The sequence below is a fragment of the Cloacibacterium caeni genome, from assembly GCF_907163105.1.
Lineage (GTDB): Bacteria > Bacteroidota > Bacteroidia > Flavobacteriales > Weeksellaceae > Cloacibacterium > Cloacibacterium caeni_A.
This window is the reverse complement of sequence record NZ_OU015321.1, coordinates 2292544-2309627: the sequence shown is the minus strand read 5'-3', so window position 1 is coordinate 2309627 and position 17084 is coordinate 2292544. Positions and strand designations below refer to the sequence as shown.

The following is a 17084-nucleotide window of genomic DNA, read 5'->3' as shown; positions in this document are numbered from 1 at the left end:
ATTAATTATTAATCGCAGCAACTCCTGGAAGTTCTAAACCTTCTAAAGATTCTAACATAGCACCTCCTCCTGTTGAAACATACGAAACTTTATCAGCATATCCGTTTTGTTTTACAAACGCTACAGAATCTCCTCCTCCAACTAAAGAGAAAGCTCCTAATTGAGTTGCTTCGTCTATACTGTCTCCTAAAGCTTTAGTTCCAGCTGAGAAATTCTCCATTTCAAAAACTCCAATCGGTCCGTTCCAAAGGATAGTTCTAGAATTCATAATCACATCATGGAAGATTTCTCTAGTTTTAGAACCTGCATCCATTCCCATCATATTTTCTGGAATGTGATAAATATCTACCTCTTCTCTATGTGCATCATTATTAAATTCATCTGCAGCAATTACGTCTACAGGTAAGAAAACTTTTACATTATTTAATTTAGCTTTTTCTAAAATTTCTAAAGCCAAATCCATTTTATCAGCTTCTAATAAAGAAGTTCCGATATTTCCGCCTAAAGCTTTAATAAAAGTAAAAGACATTCCACCTCCGATAATTAAATTATCAACTGCTGGTAAAATATTTTCGATAATGGTAATTTTAGTAGAAACTTTAGAACCACCCAAAATAGCAGTTACTGGTTTTTCACCACTTCCTAATACTTTATCTATCGCTTCTAATTCTTTAGCCATCAATAAACCGAAAAATTTAGTTGATGGGAAAAATTTAGCAATTACAGCAGTAGAAGCATGTGCTCTGTGAGCCGTACCAAACGCATCATTTACATAAACATCACCTAATTTTGCTAATTTTCCTGCAAATTCTTCATCTCCAGCTTCTTCTTCATTATAAAATCTAAGGTTTTCTAACAATAAAATTTCTCCTGCTTGAAGATCAGCAGCTGCTTTTTCCGCAACTTCACCAATACAATCAGAAGCAAATTTCATTTCTTTACCTAGAACTTTAGAAACTTCATCTACTATTTGAGAAAGAGAAAACTCTGGATTTACTTTACCTTTTGGTCTACCAAGATGCGTCATGATAATTACAGAACCTCCATCATTTAAGATTTTATCAATCGTAGGTTTTGCAGCAACTATTCTGGTATTATCCGTTACTTTTTTATTTTCATCTTGAGGTACATTGAAATCTACTCTAATTAATGCTTTTTTTCCAGCGAAATTGATATCATTAATGGTTTTCATAAATTTTTTTCTTTTTAAAGTTTTTAGATTATTCTGCTTTTTTTAAAGCTTTACAAATTTAAGATTTCTAAAATGGCAAAAAGAAAAATCCTGAGAAAAATTTCCACAAACTGACGAAAAACATTTTCTAACATATTTTCTTCTTTTTAATAAAAAAAGAAATGAATACTATTGTTGTAGTTGTGAATAATGGGGAAAACTATTTTCTAATTTTTTTACGGAAAGAGTTGTAGTACAATTCATAAGTTTTCCATATTATAATATTCTCATAATCATATAAATAAATGCTTTACTAACAATTGTGAATATCTATTATTTCATACATATATTGAAAAAGTTGTTATGGAAAAACTAAAGAATTTGACCTCAAAAAAATAGATAAACAAAATCTATAATCTTGCAAGATTTTTTCTATTACACAAAAATTCTTTAACTTTTTATTTTATTTAGCAGAAGTTTTAAACATAGTAATTAACATTCTGTTAATAATTGTGTAACATTCTCTTAAAATACTGTAAATTAGGATGATACAATTAAAAGTAATTTGCCAAGATTTTCTTAAACACTTGATTTTAAAGCTTATTTAAAAAATCGATTTTTAAATTTAATCCACAATTCACATTTAAAGTGTTAATTTTGTAGAAATAATAAGAATAAAATGAAAAAAATAGCAATCGCCGCAGATCACGCAGGCTATGAATACAAGGAATTTGCAAAGAAACAATTAGAAGGAAAATATGAATTGGTAGATTTTGGAACCCATGGTTTAGATTCTGTAGATTATCCAGATTTTGTACATCCTGCTGCAAGTGCTGTAGAAAACGGAGATTGTGAATTTGGAATTTTATTTTGTGGAAGCGGACAAGGCGTACAATTAAGTGCCAATAAACACCAAGGAATAAGATGTGCATTAGCTTGGATGCCAGAAATTGCAGAATTATCTCGACAACATAATAATTGTAATATGATAGCAATGCCTGCCAGATTTATTGCCAAAGAATTGGCGCTAGAAATCATAGAGAAATTTCTCACCACCGATTTCGAAGGAGGAAGACATCAAAACAGAGTAGATAAAATTACTTGTAAATAAAACCATCTCCGACGAAAGTTGGAGATTTTTATTTAAATTTATAAAAATTAAAAAAACACTAAAACAAAATATGAAACAACAACATAAATCACAAAAACAAGACCAGAAACTTCGCGATATTGGGAAACTCATTCTGCGTTTTATGAATAAAAAAGCGTCTAAAATATACAATTACAAACAGATTGCAGACGGAATAGAATATAAAAATCCTAGACAAAGAGAACTCGTTATTCAGGCACTTCATAAATTGAAAGCCGAAGATAAAATTAAGGAAACGGAGAAAAATAAATACATTGTAAACCTTCAAATTACCGATACGTTAACAGGAGTTATCGATTTTGCAGCCAATGGAAATGCCTATGTAAAAGTAGAAGGAATAGAAGATGATGTTTTTATTCATCAAAAAAATGTAAAAGATGCGTTGCAAGGTGACACCGTTCTTATCGTCACCTATCATTTTAAAGGTAAAAAACTAGAAGGTTCTGTTTTAGAAGTTCTAGAACGTGCAAATGATACTTTTGTAGGAACTTTTCAGTTTGTTCCGCATAAAGATTTTGGATTTGTAGTTATTGACAAAAAACAAATCAACAACGACTTCTTTATCCCGAAAAATAAAATAAACGGCGCTAAAGATGGCGAAAAAGTTGTGGTAAAAATGCTGAATTGGGATGCGAATTCTAAAAATCCAGAAGGCGAAATTATCCAAGTTTTGGGACTTCCTGGAGAACATGAAACTGAAATCCACTCTATTCTAGCAGAATATGGTTTACCTTATGAATTTCCACCAGAAGTAGAAGCAGAAGCAGATAAAATTGATAGAAAAATTACCGCTGCAGAAGTGAAAAAACGCAGAGATATGCGTAACATTCTCACTTTTACCATTGACCCAAAAGATGCGAAAGATTTTGATGACGCCCTTTCTTTACAGAAATTAGAAAATGGAAACTGGGAAATTGGTGTTCACATTGCAGACGTTTCGCATTACGTAAGACCGGGAACTATTTTAGATGATGAAGCCTATAATAGAGCTACTTCTGTATATTTGGTAGACAGAGTAGTTCCAATGCTTCCTGAGGTTTTGAGTAATGATGTTTGTTCGCTTCGTCCCAATGAAGATAAATTCACATTTTCTGCAGTTTTTGAATTGAATGACAAAGCTGAAGTTCAAAATCAATGGTTTGGAAGAACAGTTATTCATTCAGACAGAAGATTTACCTATGAAGAAGCGCAAGAACGAATTGAAACGAAAACAGGCGAATTGGCAGAAGAAATACTGGTATTAGATAAACTCGCTAAAATTCTAAGAAAAAATAGAATTAAAAATGGAGCAATTACGTTTGACAGAAGTGAAGTAAGATTCAATTTAGACGAAAATAATGAACCTATTGGTGTTTATTTTAAAATCAGCAAAGATTCTAATCATTTGATTGAAGAATTTATGCTTTTAGCGAACAGAAAAGTATCTGAATTTGTTTCATTAAATAGAAAAGGAGAAACTACGGGAAATACTTTTGTGTATAGAGTTCACGATGATCCTAATCCTACAAAATTAGAAGCATTGCGAGAATTTGTAAGTACTTTCGGGTACAAAATGAATCTTGCCAATTCTAAAAAAGTAGCAGAATCTCTCAATAATTTATTGCGAGATGTAAAAGGAAAAGGTGAAGAAAACATGATTGAAACTCTTGCCATGCGAAGCATGAGTAAAGCAGTTTATTCTACCAATCCTATTGGGCATTACGGTTTAGGATTCGAATATTACTCGCACTTTACCTCTCCTATTCGTAGATATCCAGATTTAATCGCTCACCGTTTGTTACAACACTATTTAGATGGTGGAAAATCTCCTTTTGCTGCAGAATACGAAGAATATTGCAAACATTGCAGTGATATGGAACGTCTCGCATCAGATGCAGAAAGAGATTCTATTAAATTTATGCAAGTAAAATTCATGGAAAAACACGTAGGAGAAGTTTTCGAAGGGGTGATTTCTGGAACTGCAGACTTCGGATTCTGGGTAGAAATTCCAGAAAACGGCGCAGAAGGTTTAATTAAATTGCGTGATTTGATGGATGATTCTTATTTCCATGAAGCTAAAAGCCATTCTATCGTAGGAATGAGAACAGGTAAAACCTATCAATTAGGGGACACCATAAAAATTAAAGTGGTGAAAGCAAATTTGGTAGCTAAACAATTAGATTTTAAAGTGGTGGATTAATACTATAAATCGCAAAGAATTAACTTTAAAATTTGTAAGATTTTAGTTCAAACAACAAGCAAAGTTTTAAAAAATATTAATCTTTAAATACTTATTTCTTACCTTTGTTAAATGCTTGAACTTATACTTTCGGCAATCGGATTAGGATTTATGTTGAGTCTTGTTTTCATAGGACCAATATTCTTTTTATTGATTGAGACTAGTTTTTGTAGAGGTCATCGTCATGCATTGGCATTAGATTTAGGCGTGATTACTGCAGATATTTTGTGTATTGTAGCTGCTTATTTTGCCAGCGCAGACTTGGTAGAACTTATAGACAAACATCCAGGATTTTACAGAATTACAGCGCTTATTATTTTGGTTTACGGAATTTTTATGATGCTTACCAAAACTCAAATGCACGTTGCTAATGAGAAAAAAATCATCAGTCAAAATTATTTCAAAACCTTTGTAAATGGTTTCTTGTTCAATATTTTGAATGTAGGGGTTATTTTATTTTGGTTGGTTACCGTAATTTCGGTGAGAAATGAATATCCAGATTTGCAGAATTTCATGCTTTATATTAGTTTAGTGATTGCGACTTATCTTGTAATAGATTTACTCAAAATACTATTAGCCAAGCAATTTCACTATAAATTGACCCAAAATTTAGCCAATAAAATCAGAAAAACTGTAGGAATTATTCTTATTATTTTTAGTTTTTTCATCTTTCTGCAGAGTTATAAAAAATTCAATCAGTTTGATAAACGTTTAGAAGAAGCAGAAAGCAAAGAAATTCTCTATCAAAAAGCAAAATGAAAAATATTATTTTTCCTAAAACTTTAAAAAAAGGTGACCAAATAGCCATTATTTCTCCTGCAGGATTTGTAGAAGAAGCATCACTTCAGAGCACCATCAGTTTGATAAAATCAAAAGGCTACGAAGCTATTTTAGGAAAATATACTCTTGGAAAATTTGAAAACGGATACAACTATTCAGGAACCGAAAAAGAAAGAATTCAGGATTTAAATTGGGCTTTCAATTACCCAGAAATTTCAGCAATTTGGGCTTCAAGAGGTGGTTATGGTTGTCAGCATTTATTGAGACATCTCAAACTTTCAGAATTTAGAGAAAATCCGAAATGGTACATTGGTTATTCTGATAATACAGTCATTAACAGTTATTTACTGAAAAATAATTTCGCTTCTATTCACGGACAAACCGTTAAAACAGCGAGTTTCGGGGTTTCTGAAGGAAGCTATGAAGATATTTTCAAAATTTTAGAAGGAAAAAAAATCCATTATTCCGTAGAAAAACATCAACTCAATAAAAAAGGAAAAGCAGAAGGAGAGCTCATTGGCGGAAATTTAGCTTTGATTTATGCACTTTTAGGAACTCCGTATTCATTTGATTTTAAAGATAAAATTCTTTTCATAGAAGACATTGGCGAGAATTTTTATGCGCTTGACAGAATGTTGATAAGTCTAGATTTGGCAGGCGTTTTCAGAAAAATTAAAGGTTTAATAATCGGTGGAATGACCAATATGGGAGACGAAAAAGAAAATAAAAACTACGAGGAATCATTCGATGAATTTGCTTACGAAATCATTGCTGAAAGAATCAAAAAATACAACTTTCCTACTCTTTTTGGTTTTCCAAATGGACATATTTTTGACAATAGACCATTAATTATAGGAAGTAAGGTAAAGATGGAAGTTGAGGAAAAAGGATTAGTAAAAATTTTATAAACCACAGTGAAACAGAGAATTCACAGTGTTCACAGTGAAAACTCGGAGCTCTCTGTGTTTAAATATTATGGCAGAACACAATGATTTTGGAAAACTCGCAGAAGAATTGGCAGAGCAATTTTTAGTCGAAAAAAACTATAAAATCTTGGCCAAAAACTTTCGTTTTCAAAAAGCAGAAGTAGATATCATTACAGAATTTGAAGGGAAAATAGTAGTGATAGAAGTAAAAGCGAGAGGAACTGATATTTTTATGGAACCTCATGAAGCGGTGACCAAAAAGAAAATTAAATCCATCGTTTCTGCCACAGACGAATACCTAAAATCTCTAAATATAGACAAAGAAGTAAGGTTTGATATTATTTCTGTCCTTCCAGACGAATCAGGAAAACTTAAAATTTCACATTTAGAAGACGCTTTTGAAGCATTTGATGCGAATTAACTCTCGCATTCTGTGCTGATTATGCAGAAATTTTTTAAAAATTAATTATAAAATCAGCATAATTTGCTAAATCCGCGAGAAAAAAATATTAAAATGAAAACAATATTCATCACCGGTGCAACTTCAGGAATTGGAAAAGCTACCGCAGAAACTTTTGCTAAACAAGGTCATAGATTGATCATTTGTGGTCGTAGAAAAGAAGTTTTAGAGCAATTACAAATCGAATTAAGCAATTTAACAGAATTGTACAGTTTGGTTTTTGATGTAAGAAACCAAGAAGAAGTAGAAAATGCCATCCATTCACTTCCACAAGAATGGAAAAACATAGATGTTTTGGTGAATAATGCAGGAAACGCTCATGGATTAGAATCGATTTCCGAAGGAAATATTGCAGATTGGGATGCGATGATGGACGGAAATGTAAAAGGATTGCTCTATGTTTCTCAACCGATTATTAAAATCATGAAAGCGAGAAATACAGGTCATATCATCAATATTTCTTCGGTTGCTGCGAGACAAACGTATGCAAATGGTGTGGTATATTGCGCATCAAAACGCGCTGTAGACGTTATTTCCGAAGGAATGAGAATAGAACTTACAGAATTTGGAATCAAAGTGACTAATATCCAACCAGGAGCAGTAGAAACTGATTTTTCTAAAGTAAGATTCAAAGGAGATGAACAACGAGCTGCTACTGTTTATGCTGGTTATGAAGCACTAAAAGCAGAAGATATTGCAGATGCGATTTCGTATTGTGTAAATGCACCAGAAAGAGTTTCTATTGCAGAATTATGCATTTATCCAAAAGCACAAGCAGAACCGAGAACAATTTTTAGGAAGTAAATTTTATTATAAATTTACAAGACTAATATTTTTAGCCTAATTTAATATCTTTGTAATTAAATTAATATGATATATCCATTAGAAAATTTAACATATACAGAATTTGAAAACCTTGTAGCACTAATATGTAGTGAGATTTTAGGAACAGGAACTGTAGTTTTTACTGATGGAAAAGACGGAGGAAGAGATGCTGAATTTAATGGGATAGCTAATAAATTTCCGAGTAAATCAAAACCATGGAGTGGAAAAGTTATTATTCAAGCAAAACACACTCAAAGAAACAATGCAAGTTGTTCAGAAAGCGACTTTCAAACAATTTTAAAGACAAGTGTGATTCCTGCTATTCAAAAATTAAAAGAGAGAAATAAAATAGATTTTTATTTGCTTTTTACCAACAGAAAACTAAGCGGTGTTCAGCATCCTAAAATTGAAGATATTTTTGATGGGAAAACAGAAATAGAGAATAGAGTAATTGGTTTAGAAACAATTGAACTTTGGTTAAAACAATACCCAACTATTGCAAAAACTTTAAATCTAAATAAACTTTTATTGCCTCTTAGTTTTGATGAAAATGACTTAAAAGAAATAATTAATTCTTTTAGTAAAATAGATAAGAAAAAAGGTAATTTGCCAGAAATTCCAGAAAGAGATATTGAAAAGAAAAATCAATTAAATAATTTGAGTAAAGAGTATTTTAACAATGTCATAAAAAAGAAACTCATTTATTTAGATCAAATCAGAGAATTTTTAATGGATCCTATCAACTCGGAATATCTGAATAAATATGAAAATACTATAGATGATATTAATGAAGAAATTATTGTACACCGAGACGATTTTGATAAATTTGATATGATTTTTAATTATTTATACAAGTTCATAATTGATAATAATCCCGAATTAAGTAACAATCGAAATTTGGTTCGCCTTTTTCTTCATTATATGTATTATAATTGTGATATTGGTATTAATGAATAATCCATGCTAAAGCCAACTAAACATACTAACATTAAATTTTCTGTGATATATATTGCAGGAAAGATATTGTCGTTTTTAACAAAAGAAGGCATAATTAAGTATGACGATTTAAAAGAAATGTTAATTCATAAAATCGGAATTAAGTCAAAAAACAATTTTGATTTTGCTCTAACTTTCTTATTTGCAATAGGTAAAATTCAATATTTAAAAAATATTGATGCTGTAAAACTACTAAGCAACAACGATGAAGATTAGTAAAATTTATTCTAATAAAAACTTTAAAAATATTGAATTTAATGAAAGATTCAATGCTATTGTTGCGTTCATAGAAAGTGATAAAAAAGAAGATACCCATAATTTAGGAAAAACATCTTTAATAAGAGTTATTGATTTTTTACTTTTATCAAGTTTTGACAAAAACACGGATAAATTATTAGGTAATGATATTTTTATTGGACAGGAATTTTACGGTGAATTAAAGTTAAATAGCGGAAAATATTTACTAATAAAACGTTCTATAAATACTCCAACTAAAATATCATTTAAGCTAAATGATTCAAAGCTAAATAATTTTGAATTAGATATTAATTGGGACGAAGAACTAACATTAAAAAAAGCTAAGGCAAGACTAAATGAGTTTCTAAACTTTAATATCTTACCAAATTGGGATTACAGAAAATCAATAACTTATTTCTTAAGAAGTCAACAAGATTATTTAGATGTCTTCAAGTTAAATAAATTTAAAGGCAAACATAAAGATTGGAAGCCTTTTGTTTTTGATTTGCTTGGATTTAATGGAAAATTGATCTTAGAGAAATTAGAAATAGAAGAAGAAATCGACCTCTTAAAGGGAAAAGTAAAAACCCTGAAATTAGAGGCACAAATTGATACTTCTGAAAAGGACAGACTTGAAGGTCTTTTGGAAATTAAAAAAAATGAACTTTTTGAAGTTAGAACATTAATAGATAAATTCAATTTTTTTAAAGAAGATATTCTAACAAACAAAAAACTTGTTGAAGAAATAGACGTACAACTTCAAGCATTTAATACTGATAGATATAGAATTTCCTTCGAAATTAATAAAATAGAATCTTCATTATCTGATATCAATGATGATATTGATAATAAAACGATTAGTGATTTGTTTGAAGAAGTGAATTTATATTATCCGCAACAATTAAAAAAAGAATATAATGATTTAATTAATTTTCAAAAATCATTAACTATTGAGCGTAAAAAATATCTTTTGGAAACTCTCACTGAATTGAAAAAGGAATATTTAGATTTGAACATAAAAATTCGAGAAATTGAAAATCAAAAAGGAGAATTATTATCATTATTAACTCAGAAAGATAGTTATAAAAAGTTTAAAGAATATCAGAGAAAAACCGTTTCATTAGAAGTAGAAGTTGAAAGAATTGATGATAAAATTCAAGCAATTGACAACTCTTTAATCATAGAAAATGATATCGCAGAAAAAAAAGAATCAATAGCAAATTATGTTTTAGCATTAAAAGACGCTTTATCTGAAAGAAAACATTCAAATATTAACAAAATTTTCAACTCAATAATTAAAGAGATTTTAGATACCAATGCTTTAATTTCCTTAAAATTAAATAACCAAGGAAATATTGAGTTTAATGCTGATTATCAAAATAAAGTAGATTTGTTAAATACTTCTGAATCTCAAGGTACAACCTACAAAAAACTATTATGTGTTGCTTTTGATTTATCATTACTAGTTAATTTTTCAAATAAATCATTTTATAAATTTGTATATCACGATGGAGTGTTAGAAGGACTTGATGATAGAATAAAAATTAGATATATTAAACTCGTAAAAGAACTTTGTGAAAAATACGATTTACAATATATTATTACATTAATTGATTCTGATTTGCCAAAAGAAATGCCTAATATAATTGAAAAAAATGATATTTGCTTAAGACTAAATGATAAAGATAATAAAGGTAAATTATTTTTAAATAGTTTTTAAAAGTATATATTCATTATATAATGAATATACTATAGAGTATATTACAAAGCATAAAAATGAAATTTTAGAAAATCTTTGCAAAAATTATCACATCATCACATTTTCAAATTATCACATCAAAAATGAAAATCCTCCATATAGAAACCTCGTCTAAAAACTGTTCAGTTGCTATTTCTGATGGCGAAGAATTATTATGTCTTTGCGAAGAAGTTTCAGAAAACTATAAACAGTCAGAATCGCTACACACTTTTGTAGAATGGGCTTTAGAAGGCGCAGAAATTTCTCTGAAAGATATTGAAGCAGTTTCCCTTGGAAAAGGTCCAGGTTCTTACACCGGACTTAGAATTGGCGCAGCTTCTGCAAAAGGGTTTTGTTATGGCTTGAAAGTTCCTCTCATTGCTGTAAATTCTCTGGAAACGATGATAGAGCCGTTTTTAGGTCAAAACTATGATGTAATCATTCCATTAATCGATGCAAGAAGAATGGAGGTTTATTGCGCTGTTTTTGATGGAAATTCAGGGGAGATGTTGACGGAGACGGAAGCAAAAATCTTAGATGAACAATCTTTCAAAGAATTAGAAGGCAAAAAAATCCTTTTCATAGGAGATGGAGCCAAAAAAGCGCAAGAGATTTTACAAATTTCGGGAGCAGATTTTAATGAAAATGTGTATCCATCTGCGAAATATCTCATCAAAAAAGCGGTGGAGAAATTCAACCGACAAGATTTTGAAGACGTGGCGTATTTCGAGCCGTTTTATTTAAAAGATTTCCACGGGGTAAAGAAGAAATCATAATCTTCAATCCTTCCTATTTATCACGCAAAGATTTCTTAAAAATTGGTATAAAATTAAGATAGCAAAGAAGCGAATAAATTCGCCTTTTAAGCGTCTGCTTTTTCATTCGCCAAAGCGAAAAAACTTTGCTCACTCTATTAAAGAGTGTAGAAAATTTAAACTTTGAGTTGAGAAAACTGCTTATTTTTTAGGTTTTAAATCTTTTGGTTGCAACGGATCATCTTGTTGCATTTCTTGCAAATTCCTTTGTTTAGAATTATTTTGCTGAATTCTTTCAGGATTTGTAGAGCTAGAATTCACATTCTGAGGCGCAACTGCTGGTTCATTTTTCGGTGAGATAGGATTTCCATTATCATCAAACTGTTCCACTTTTATATCGCTTTTTAGATATTGAAGCATTTCCTTTGCTTTTATACCTTCAGGAGTTTTCGCATAATTCAGCATTAATTGTTCTAATTGAAGAATCATGATTTCTTTTCCTGCAGTTTTTCCAGTGTTAAAGGCATTCAACAAGGTAAATTTAGGAACCAAAACATCTTTTGGATATTTCTGTAAGGTTTCTTCAATCAATTTTTTAGAATCATCAAATTTTTCTTCGGAGTAAAGAGCAAAAGCTTGTGTATAGATTTTTTCTACCTCAGAATCAGAAGTGGTGAAATCTGCTTTCTTAGGGTTTTTCACAAATTCCGCATAAGAAGTGTAAGGATATTTCTCTAAGATCAATTGTTTCGCACGTTCTGCAGCACTAGGATTTTTTTCATAATTCATAGAAAAAATCTGATACAATGCTTGCAATTCGGTTTCTTCATCAGTCTTAGAATCTACCAAATCGTACAATGTTTTGGTAGCTAAAGAAGTATTAGAAAAGAAGTTTTCGTACATTCTTCCCAGACCAAGACTTGCCGTATCTCTGTCTTTTTTGAGTGCTAAAATTTCTTCTGTTTTGGTCGGAATTTTTTCAATGTAGAAATCAGGTTCATATCTTCTAGGATCTGGAGCAGCCGTAATTCCGAGTGCTTCATTTTTAAGATCTTCTATAGAATTCATTTTGGTAGAAGTTCGCCAATTGTCGGTAAGTGCTCTATTTCCCCAGATTTGCTTAAATTCTTTTTCGCCTTTAGAAATATTGGCTTGATTAGCAAAATAGAAGCCTTTACTTCCATTAAAATCCAAGAAAGAATTGTTGTTATCTGTATTTCCTAGCAAGGCAAAATCTACGGTTTCTACTCTGTTTTTGCTTTCTTTTTCTGCTTTTTTACGTTCCAGTTCTTCTTTAGCTTCTTTGGCTTTTATCCCTTCAATATGTTTGTTGAAAAAGGCAATTCGCTCATCATTAGACATTTTAGTCAGTTTCAGAATGCTGTCGTTCTTTTTGATGAGATAATAATTTTTAGAAATGTCTTTTATGTTTTCGGTAAGCGATTTCAGTTCTTCTTTTGCAGGGGCATAATTCATTGCAACGTAAGCAGAATCGTAATAAACACCAGCGCTTAAATAGTCATTATCTTCGAAAAACTTTTTCCCGATTTCATAGTAAGCCAAACCTCTAACTTGAGGATCTGATACTTTTTCTTTAATAGATTTCTGGAAAAATTCTTGTGCTTCTTCATTTTTACCCGCTTTTTTTGCCATTAAACCTAGCGCATAATAGAATTCATTTTTTCTAGAAGCATAGGTTCCTTTTTTACTGATTTTTTCCAAATATTCTTTTGCGCCTTCGTAATCATCGTCTTTTCCGTTGAAAGTTTTGGCAATTTCTACTTGAGATTTTACTTCAAATTCAAAATTTCTGGCGTTTTTATAAGCGGTGACAAAACTTTCTCTCGCTTCTTCATTTTTGCCAAGATTGGCAAGGATTTGTCCACGAAGAAAAGCAATTCTGCTTCTTAATTTTTTGTTTTTATTAAGTTTATACGCACTTTCTAATTCTGCTACAGCTTCTTCCTTTTTACCAGCGTTTAAAAGCATTTCCGAATAGAAAATACTCAGTAATTTTTTCTCAGATTTTTTGAGTTTTTTATTTTCTTTCAGTTCACGGAAGGTTTCATCTGCGCGATAATAATCCTTCATTTTTCCGTAAGTGTAGGCTTCGTAAACTTTGGCTAAAGAAAGTCTCTTGTCTTTTTTATAAATTTTTTGAACTGTATTAAGTGCGTCAAGTGCTTCTAAAGGCTTATTTTGGAACAATCTTGCTTTTGCTAATACAAGATAAGCATCAAAAATAGTTTTGTTTTTTTCTTCGCCCTTAAACATCATCGAATGTTTATCAATGGCTTTTTGAGCCTTCATTTCTGCGATTTCTAAAGTGCTGGTTCCAGTATTGGCAACAGAAGCTCCAGTTTCGGTGTCATCTCTGTAAAAATCTTCTGGTGCTACTCCTTCTTCGTTATCAGAAACGCCTAAATTTTCCATTTGAGCAGAAGAAATTTGCTCTTCGTAAGTGAGTAATTTAATGTAAGGCGCATGAAAATTATCTCTATAAGATTTATCTCGCTGTTTCAATTCGGCATTGAGCGCTTCTTCTCCATTGAACAAAACATTGTAAAAAGTGGTGAAACCTTGATATTTACGGTTCAAATAGCCATCTTTTCTTGGCGAACAAGCCAAAAAAAATGCAGAACCTAAAGCGAGAAGTATATATTTTTTCATGGAGTGTTTTAATAACTGAAATTGCCACAATTTATTGTGATTGAGGCATAAAAACATTCAGTAAAAATAAGGAATTTTTTAGAAACCTAAATCTTTTAAAGTTTCGTAAACCAAATGTGTTGGCAATCCCATAATCGTGTAAAAACTGCCATTGATTTTAGAGATTTTAGCCATGCCTAACCATTCCTGAATTCCGTAACTTCCAGCTTTGTCAAAAGGATGATAATTTTCGATGTAAAAATTGATTTCTAGGTCAGTAATTTCTGAAAATTCTACATCTGCAACATCTGTTTTAGTGATAATTTTTTCAGAACTTTTAAATGAAACAGCGGTGTAAACTTGGTGAGTTTTCCCCGATAAATGTTGAAGCATTTCTACCGCTTCTTCCCTATTTTTAGGCTTTCCGAGAACTTTTCCTTCAAAAGTAACAATGGTATCAGAAGTGAGCAAAATTTCATTTTTTTCTAAATTTCTATAAGCATCTGCTTTGAGTTCAGAAAGGTATCCTGCAATATTTTCTACGGATAAATTTTCTGGAAAAACTTCGTCACAATTTATAGAAACCACCTCAAAATCAAAACCTAAACTTTGTAAAAGTTCTTTTCTTCTGGGTGAATTAGAGCCGAGTAATATTTTCATTTAGGATTTAGGATTTAGGAGAATTTATAAAGTTAATCAATTATCACATTACCAAATTATCACATTACCAAATTATCACATCATCAAATTATCACATCATCAAATTATCACATCATCAAATTATATCGACTGCGTATCATCGTCAATCCAAGTTCCTTGCACTTTCATGACCTGTTCTATCACGTCTCTTACAGCACCTTTTCCACCATAAACAGGAGAAATATAGTCCGAAATTTCTTTCACTTCTGCCACAGAATTGGGTGGACAAGCTGAAATTCCAGAAATTTTCATCATTTTGATGTCTGGAATATCATCTCCCATCGTAAGAATTTCTTCGTTTTGAAGATTATATTTGGTTTTAAACTCTTCGAATTTTTCTAATTTATGATGCACTTTTGCATAATAATCTGTGATGCCTAAATAATGAATTCTGTGACGAACCATGGGATCATCTCCACCTGTAATCACGCAGATTTTATAGTCTTTTTTCAATGCTTTTACCACTGCAAAACCATCTAAAACATTCATCACTCTGCACATATTTCCTTCTGGTAATAGATAAACGCTACCGTCTGTGAAAACGCCGTCTACATCAAAAACAAAGGCTTTTATATTTTTTAATTTTTCTAAATGACTCATAAAATTTACGATTTGAGATTTGAGATTTGAGATTTGAGATTTTGAAAAAAGTTATTCGTAAATCTAAAATCGTACATCTAAAATCAATGATACATTTTCTTTATCGATTCGTTTAAGGTTTTATAGATTTTTAGTTTTTCTTCATCGGTTAATAAAGATTCATGAAGTTTCAGCACTTTTTCATCATTTCTAATAGCAGGTCCAGTTTGTGCTAATTTTGGTTCTAATTCATGAATTTTTTGGGTAGTTTCGTCAATTAATGGTAAGAAATAATCAAACGGAATTCCTTGACTGTCAGAAATTTCCTTGGCTCTCGCGTACAAATGATTCACAAAATTACAAGCAAAAACCGCTGTCAAATGAATGTATTTTCTTTTTTCATCATTGGCAAGCATTACATTTTTAGAAATCTTTGAAGCCAAATTTTTCAAAATTTCTTCATCATTTTCATTTTCTGCATCTATGAAAAAGGGAATTTTAGAATAGTCTAAATTTTTAGATTTTGAAAACGTTTGAAGCGGATAAAAAACTGATTTTCTGTAATTTCCATTCAATGCTTCACGTGAAACCGAACCAGAAGTATGCGTTACCAAAGCATTTTCGTTTTTGATGAGAGAAGAGACTTCAGTAATCGAAGAATCACTTACAGAAATAATGTACAAATCAGCATCAACAAGAGTTTCCGTAGAAAAAGGAATGGAAAATTGCTCCGAAATTTTCTGAAGTTCGGTGGTATTTCTTCCAAAAATTTGAGAAATAGGAATTTGAGCTTCGGAAAAAGCTTTTGTCAAGTGAAATGCCACATTTCCAGAACCGATGAGTACAATTTGCATAGAGCAAAGATAAGAAATACAAGTATTTATTGAGATTAAAATTTAAACATTAAGTCTCTATTAAGGCATTAAGTTCATTAAGAAAACATCTTAGATGTTTTAAAAAAAATTATGAATTAACTTAAATCTAAATTTTCTTCAAGATTTCTGAAATTTCTATTTGATTAAGACAAGCATAATCGCCTCTGAAACAAGGTTTGTTGCCAAAAACAGAACAAGGTCTGCACGCTAAATCTGTAATTTCTACAATATCTTTTTCGGACTGTCCGTATCCTAAAAATCCAGCGAAATAATGGGTAGCTCCCCAAACCGAAACCACTCTAGTTCCCACCAAACTTGCCAAATGCATATTGGCAGAATCCATAGAAATCATGAGTTCTAATTCCGAAATTTTCTGAAGTTCTTCTTTAAGCGAAAGTTTCCCAGCGAGAGAAGTTACATTTTCAATCTCTTGCTCCCATTTTGATAGAATTTCTACTTCCTTTTTTCCGCCACCAAAAAGATAAATTGGATAATTTTTAGAAAGTGTTTTTACCAATTCTAAAGATTTTTCAATGGGAAGCATTTTTCCTGCATGTTGAGCAAAAGGAGCAAATCCAATTCCAGATTTTTGTTGAGATTTTGGGAATAATTGATGAGAAAGTTTTAGTTTAAAACCTAATTTTCTGAAAACATCTGCATAACGTTCTGTAGTTGGTTTCAGTGGTTTTTTAATCTTATTTTCCTTTCTCGTAAGTAATTTTTTTTCGGTTCTTCCTTTGTCAAGTGTTGCGGTTTTTTTGAAGAAAAAACTCAGAATTTTAGTGCGCAAAACATTGTGCAAATCCGCTACAAAATCTGGCTGAAATTCCTTTTTCAGTTCTAAAGCCAATTTTCTTAACCCGAAAAAACCTTTGTAATCATCTAGATTTACGCCACGAAAAGTCAATCGCTCTACTCCATCGAATAAATCGGCAAAGTTTTTTCTGGAAACGAAAATAATTTCTGTGTCAGGATTTTGTGCCAAAAATTCTTTTAGAACAGGCACAATCATCGCCACATCTCCAA

General features: G+C 31.0%; 16 protein-coding genes. 10 read left to right on the top strand and 6 right to left on the bottom strand.

Going from position 1 to position 17084, the window contains the following annotated elements; all coding sequences use genetic code 11:
- Window position 1 precedes the first annotated feature (1 nt).
- Entirely contained in the window at window positions 2-1192 is a 1191-nt protein-coding gene (locus KKQ76_RS10790; protein WP_213197147.1) for a phosphoglycerate kinase, read from the bottom strand.
- Between the two features lie 658 nt (window positions 1193-1850).
- On the opposite strand from KKQ76_RS10790, the gene KKQ76_RS10785 reads away from it, so the two are divergent.
- The 10 genes from KKQ76_RS10785 to tsaB all read left to right on the top strand — a co-directional run bounded on the left by KKQ76_RS10785 (window position 1851) and on the right by tsaB (window position 11277).
- Window positions 1851-2282 (top strand): RpiB/LacA/LacB family sugar-phosphate isomerase, encoded by a 432-nt coding sequence (locus tag KKQ76_RS10785; RefSeq protein ID WP_213197146.1) that lies wholly within the window; start codon window positions 1851-1853, stop codon window positions 2280-2282.
- Window positions 2283-2352: 70 nt separating this feature from the next.
- Window positions 2353-4500 (top strand): ribonuclease R, encoded by a 2148-nt coding sequence (gene rnr / locus KKQ76_RS10780; RefSeq protein WP_213197145.1) that lies wholly within the window; start codon window positions 2353-2355, stop codon window positions 4498-4500.
- A gap of 111 nt (window positions 4501-4611) precedes the next feature.
- Complete coding sequence (locus KKQ76_RS10775; RefSeq protein ID WP_213197144.1) at window positions 4612-5298, top strand: LysE family translocator; 687 nt, start codon at window positions 4612-4614, stop codon at window positions 5296-5298.
- The gene (locus KKQ76_RS10770) at window positions 5295-6227 is read left to right on the top strand and encodes a S66 peptidase family protein (protein ID WP_213197143.1); all 933 of its coding nucleotides are present in this window, start codon (window positions 5295-5297) and stop codon (window positions 6225-6227) included. Before KKQ76_RS10775 ends, KKQ76_RS10770 begins: the two co-directional genes overlap by 4 nt.
- A gap of 67 nt (window positions 6228-6294) precedes the next feature.
- Window positions 6295-6666, top strand: a complete 372-nt coding sequence (locus KKQ76_RS10765; protein WP_213197142.1) for a YraN family protein — start codon at window positions 6295-6297, stop codon at window positions 6664-6666.
- A gap of 93 nt (window positions 6667-6759) precedes the next feature.
- Window positions 6760-7509, top strand: coding sequence for an SDR family NAD(P)-dependent oxidoreductase (locus KKQ76_RS10760; RefSeq protein ID WP_213197141.1), 750 nt, complete (start codon window positions 6760-6762; stop codon window positions 7507-7509).
- A 66-nt stretch (window positions 7510-7575) separates the two neighbouring features.
- Window positions 7576-8487, top strand: coding sequence for an ABC-three component system protein (locus tag KKQ76_RS10755; RefSeq protein ID WP_213197140.1), 912 nt, complete (start codon window positions 7576-7578; stop codon window positions 8485-8487).
- Between the two features lie 3 nt (window positions 8488-8490).
- Entirely contained in the window at window positions 8491-8742 is a 252-nt protein-coding gene (locus KKQ76_RS12825; RefSeq protein WP_394369370.1) for an ABC-three component system middle component 8, read from the top strand.
- The gene (locus KKQ76_RS10750) at window positions 8732-10483 is read left to right on the top strand and encodes a DUF2326 domain-containing protein (RefSeq protein ID WP_213197139.1); all 1752 of its coding nucleotides are present in this window, start codon (window positions 8732-8734) and stop codon (window positions 10481-10483) included. The genes KKQ76_RS12825 and KKQ76_RS10750 overlap by 11 nt, the downstream gene beginning before the upstream one ends.
- A 122-nt stretch (window positions 10484-10605) precedes the next feature.
- Window positions 10606-11277, top strand: a complete 672-nt coding sequence (tsaB, locus tag KKQ76_RS10745; protein ID WP_213197138.1) for a tRNA (adenosine(37)-N6)-threonylcarbamoyltransferase complex dimerization subunit type 1 TsaB — start codon at window positions 10606-10608, stop codon at window positions 11275-11277.
- A 180-nt stretch (window positions 11278-11457) separates the two neighbouring features.
- Here tsaB and porW read toward each other — a convergent pair whose 3' ends face one another.
- From porW to KKQ76_RS10720, 5 genes are all read right to left on the bottom strand, one after another.
- A complete protein-coding gene (gene porW / locus KKQ76_RS10740) occupies window positions 11458-13926 on the bottom strand; it encodes a type IX secretion system periplasmic lipoprotein PorW/SprE (protein WP_213197137.1) in 2469 nt (822 codons plus the stop codon).
- Between the two features lie 78 nt (window positions 13927-14004).
- Window positions 14005-14565, bottom strand: a complete 561-nt coding sequence (locus tag KKQ76_RS10735) for a Maf family nucleotide pyrophosphatase (protein WP_213197136.1) — start codon at window positions 14563-14565, stop codon at window positions 14005-14007.
- Window positions 14566-14685: 120 nt separating this feature from the next.
- Window positions 14686-15204, bottom strand: coding sequence for a KdsC family phosphatase (locus tag KKQ76_RS10730; RefSeq protein ID WP_213197135.1), 519 nt, complete (start codon window positions 15202-15204; stop codon window positions 14686-14688).
- 83 nt (window positions 15205-15287) lie between these two features.
- The gene (locus KKQ76_RS10725; protein WP_213197134.1) at window positions 15288-16037 is read right to left on the bottom strand and encodes a Rossmann-like and DUF2520 domain-containing protein; all 750 of its coding nucleotides are present in this window, start codon (window positions 16035-16037) and stop codon (window positions 15288-15290) included.
- 127 nt (window positions 16038-16164) lie between these two features.
- Window positions 16165-17070 (bottom strand): glycosyltransferase family 9 protein, encoded by a 906-nt coding sequence (locus KKQ76_RS10720; RefSeq protein WP_213197523.1) that lies wholly within the window; start codon window positions 17068-17070, stop codon window positions 16165-16167.
- Between the last annotated feature and the right edge of the window lie 14 nt (window positions 17071-17084).

Coding starts and splice junctions, on each gene's coding strand:
- KKQ76_RS10720 (WP_213197523.1), bottom strand. CDS start 17,070: ATGATTGTGCCTGTTCTAAAAGAATTTTTGGCACAAAATCCTGACACA.
- KKQ76_RS12825 (WP_394369370.1), top strand. CDS start 8,491: ATGCTAAAGCCAACTAAACATACTAACATTAAATTTTCTGTGATATAT.
- rnr (WP_213197145.1), top strand. CDS start 2,353: ATGAAACAACAACATAAATCACAAAAACAAGACCAGAAACTTCGCGAT.
- KKQ76_RS10775 (WP_213197144.1), top strand. CDS start 4,612: ATGCTTGAACTTATACTTTCGGCAATCGGATTAGGATTTATGTTGAGT.
- KKQ76_RS10750 (WP_213197139.1), top strand. CDS start 8,732: ATGAAGATTAGTAAAATTTATTCTAATAAAAACTTTAAAAATATTGAA.
- KKQ76_RS10770 (WP_213197143.1), top strand. CDS start 5,295: ATGAAAAATATTATTTTTCCTAAAACTTTAAAAAAAGGTGACCAAATA.
- KKQ76_RS10765 (WP_213197142.1), top strand. CDS start 6,295: ATGGCAGAACACAATGATTTTGGAAAACTCGCAGAAGAATTGGCAGAG.
- KKQ76_RS10735 (WP_213197136.1), bottom strand. CDS start 14,565: ATGAAAATATTACTCGGCTCTAATTCACCCAGAAGAAAAGAACTTTTA.
- KKQ76_RS10760 (WP_213197141.1), top strand. CDS start 6,760: ATGAAAACAATATTCATCACCGGTGCAACTTCAGGAATTGGAAAAGCT.
- KKQ76_RS10730 (WP_213197135.1), bottom strand. CDS start 15,204: ATGAGTCATTTAGAAAAATTAAAAAATATAAAAGCCTTTGTTTTTGAT.
- tsaB (WP_213197138.1), top strand. CDS start 10,606: ATGAAAATCCTCCATATAGAAACCTCGTCTAAAAACTGTTCAGTTGCT.
- KKQ76_RS10790 (WP_213197147.1), bottom strand. CDS start 1,192: ATGAAAACCATTAATGATATCAATTTCGCTGGAAAAAAAGCATTAATT.
- KKQ76_RS10755 (WP_213197140.1), top strand. CDS start 7,576: ATGATATATCCATTAGAAAATTTAACATATACAGAATTTGAAAACCTT.
- KKQ76_RS10725 (WP_213197134.1), bottom strand. CDS start 16,037: ATGCAAATTGTACTCATCGGTTCTGGAAATGTGGCATTTCACTTGACA.
- porW (WP_213197137.1), bottom strand. CDS start 13,926: ATGAAAAAATATATACTTCTCGCTTTAGGTTCTGCATTTTTTTTGGCT.
- KKQ76_RS10785 (WP_213197146.1), top strand. CDS start 1,851: ATGAAAAAAATAGCAATCGCCGCAGATCACGCAGGCTATGAATACAAG.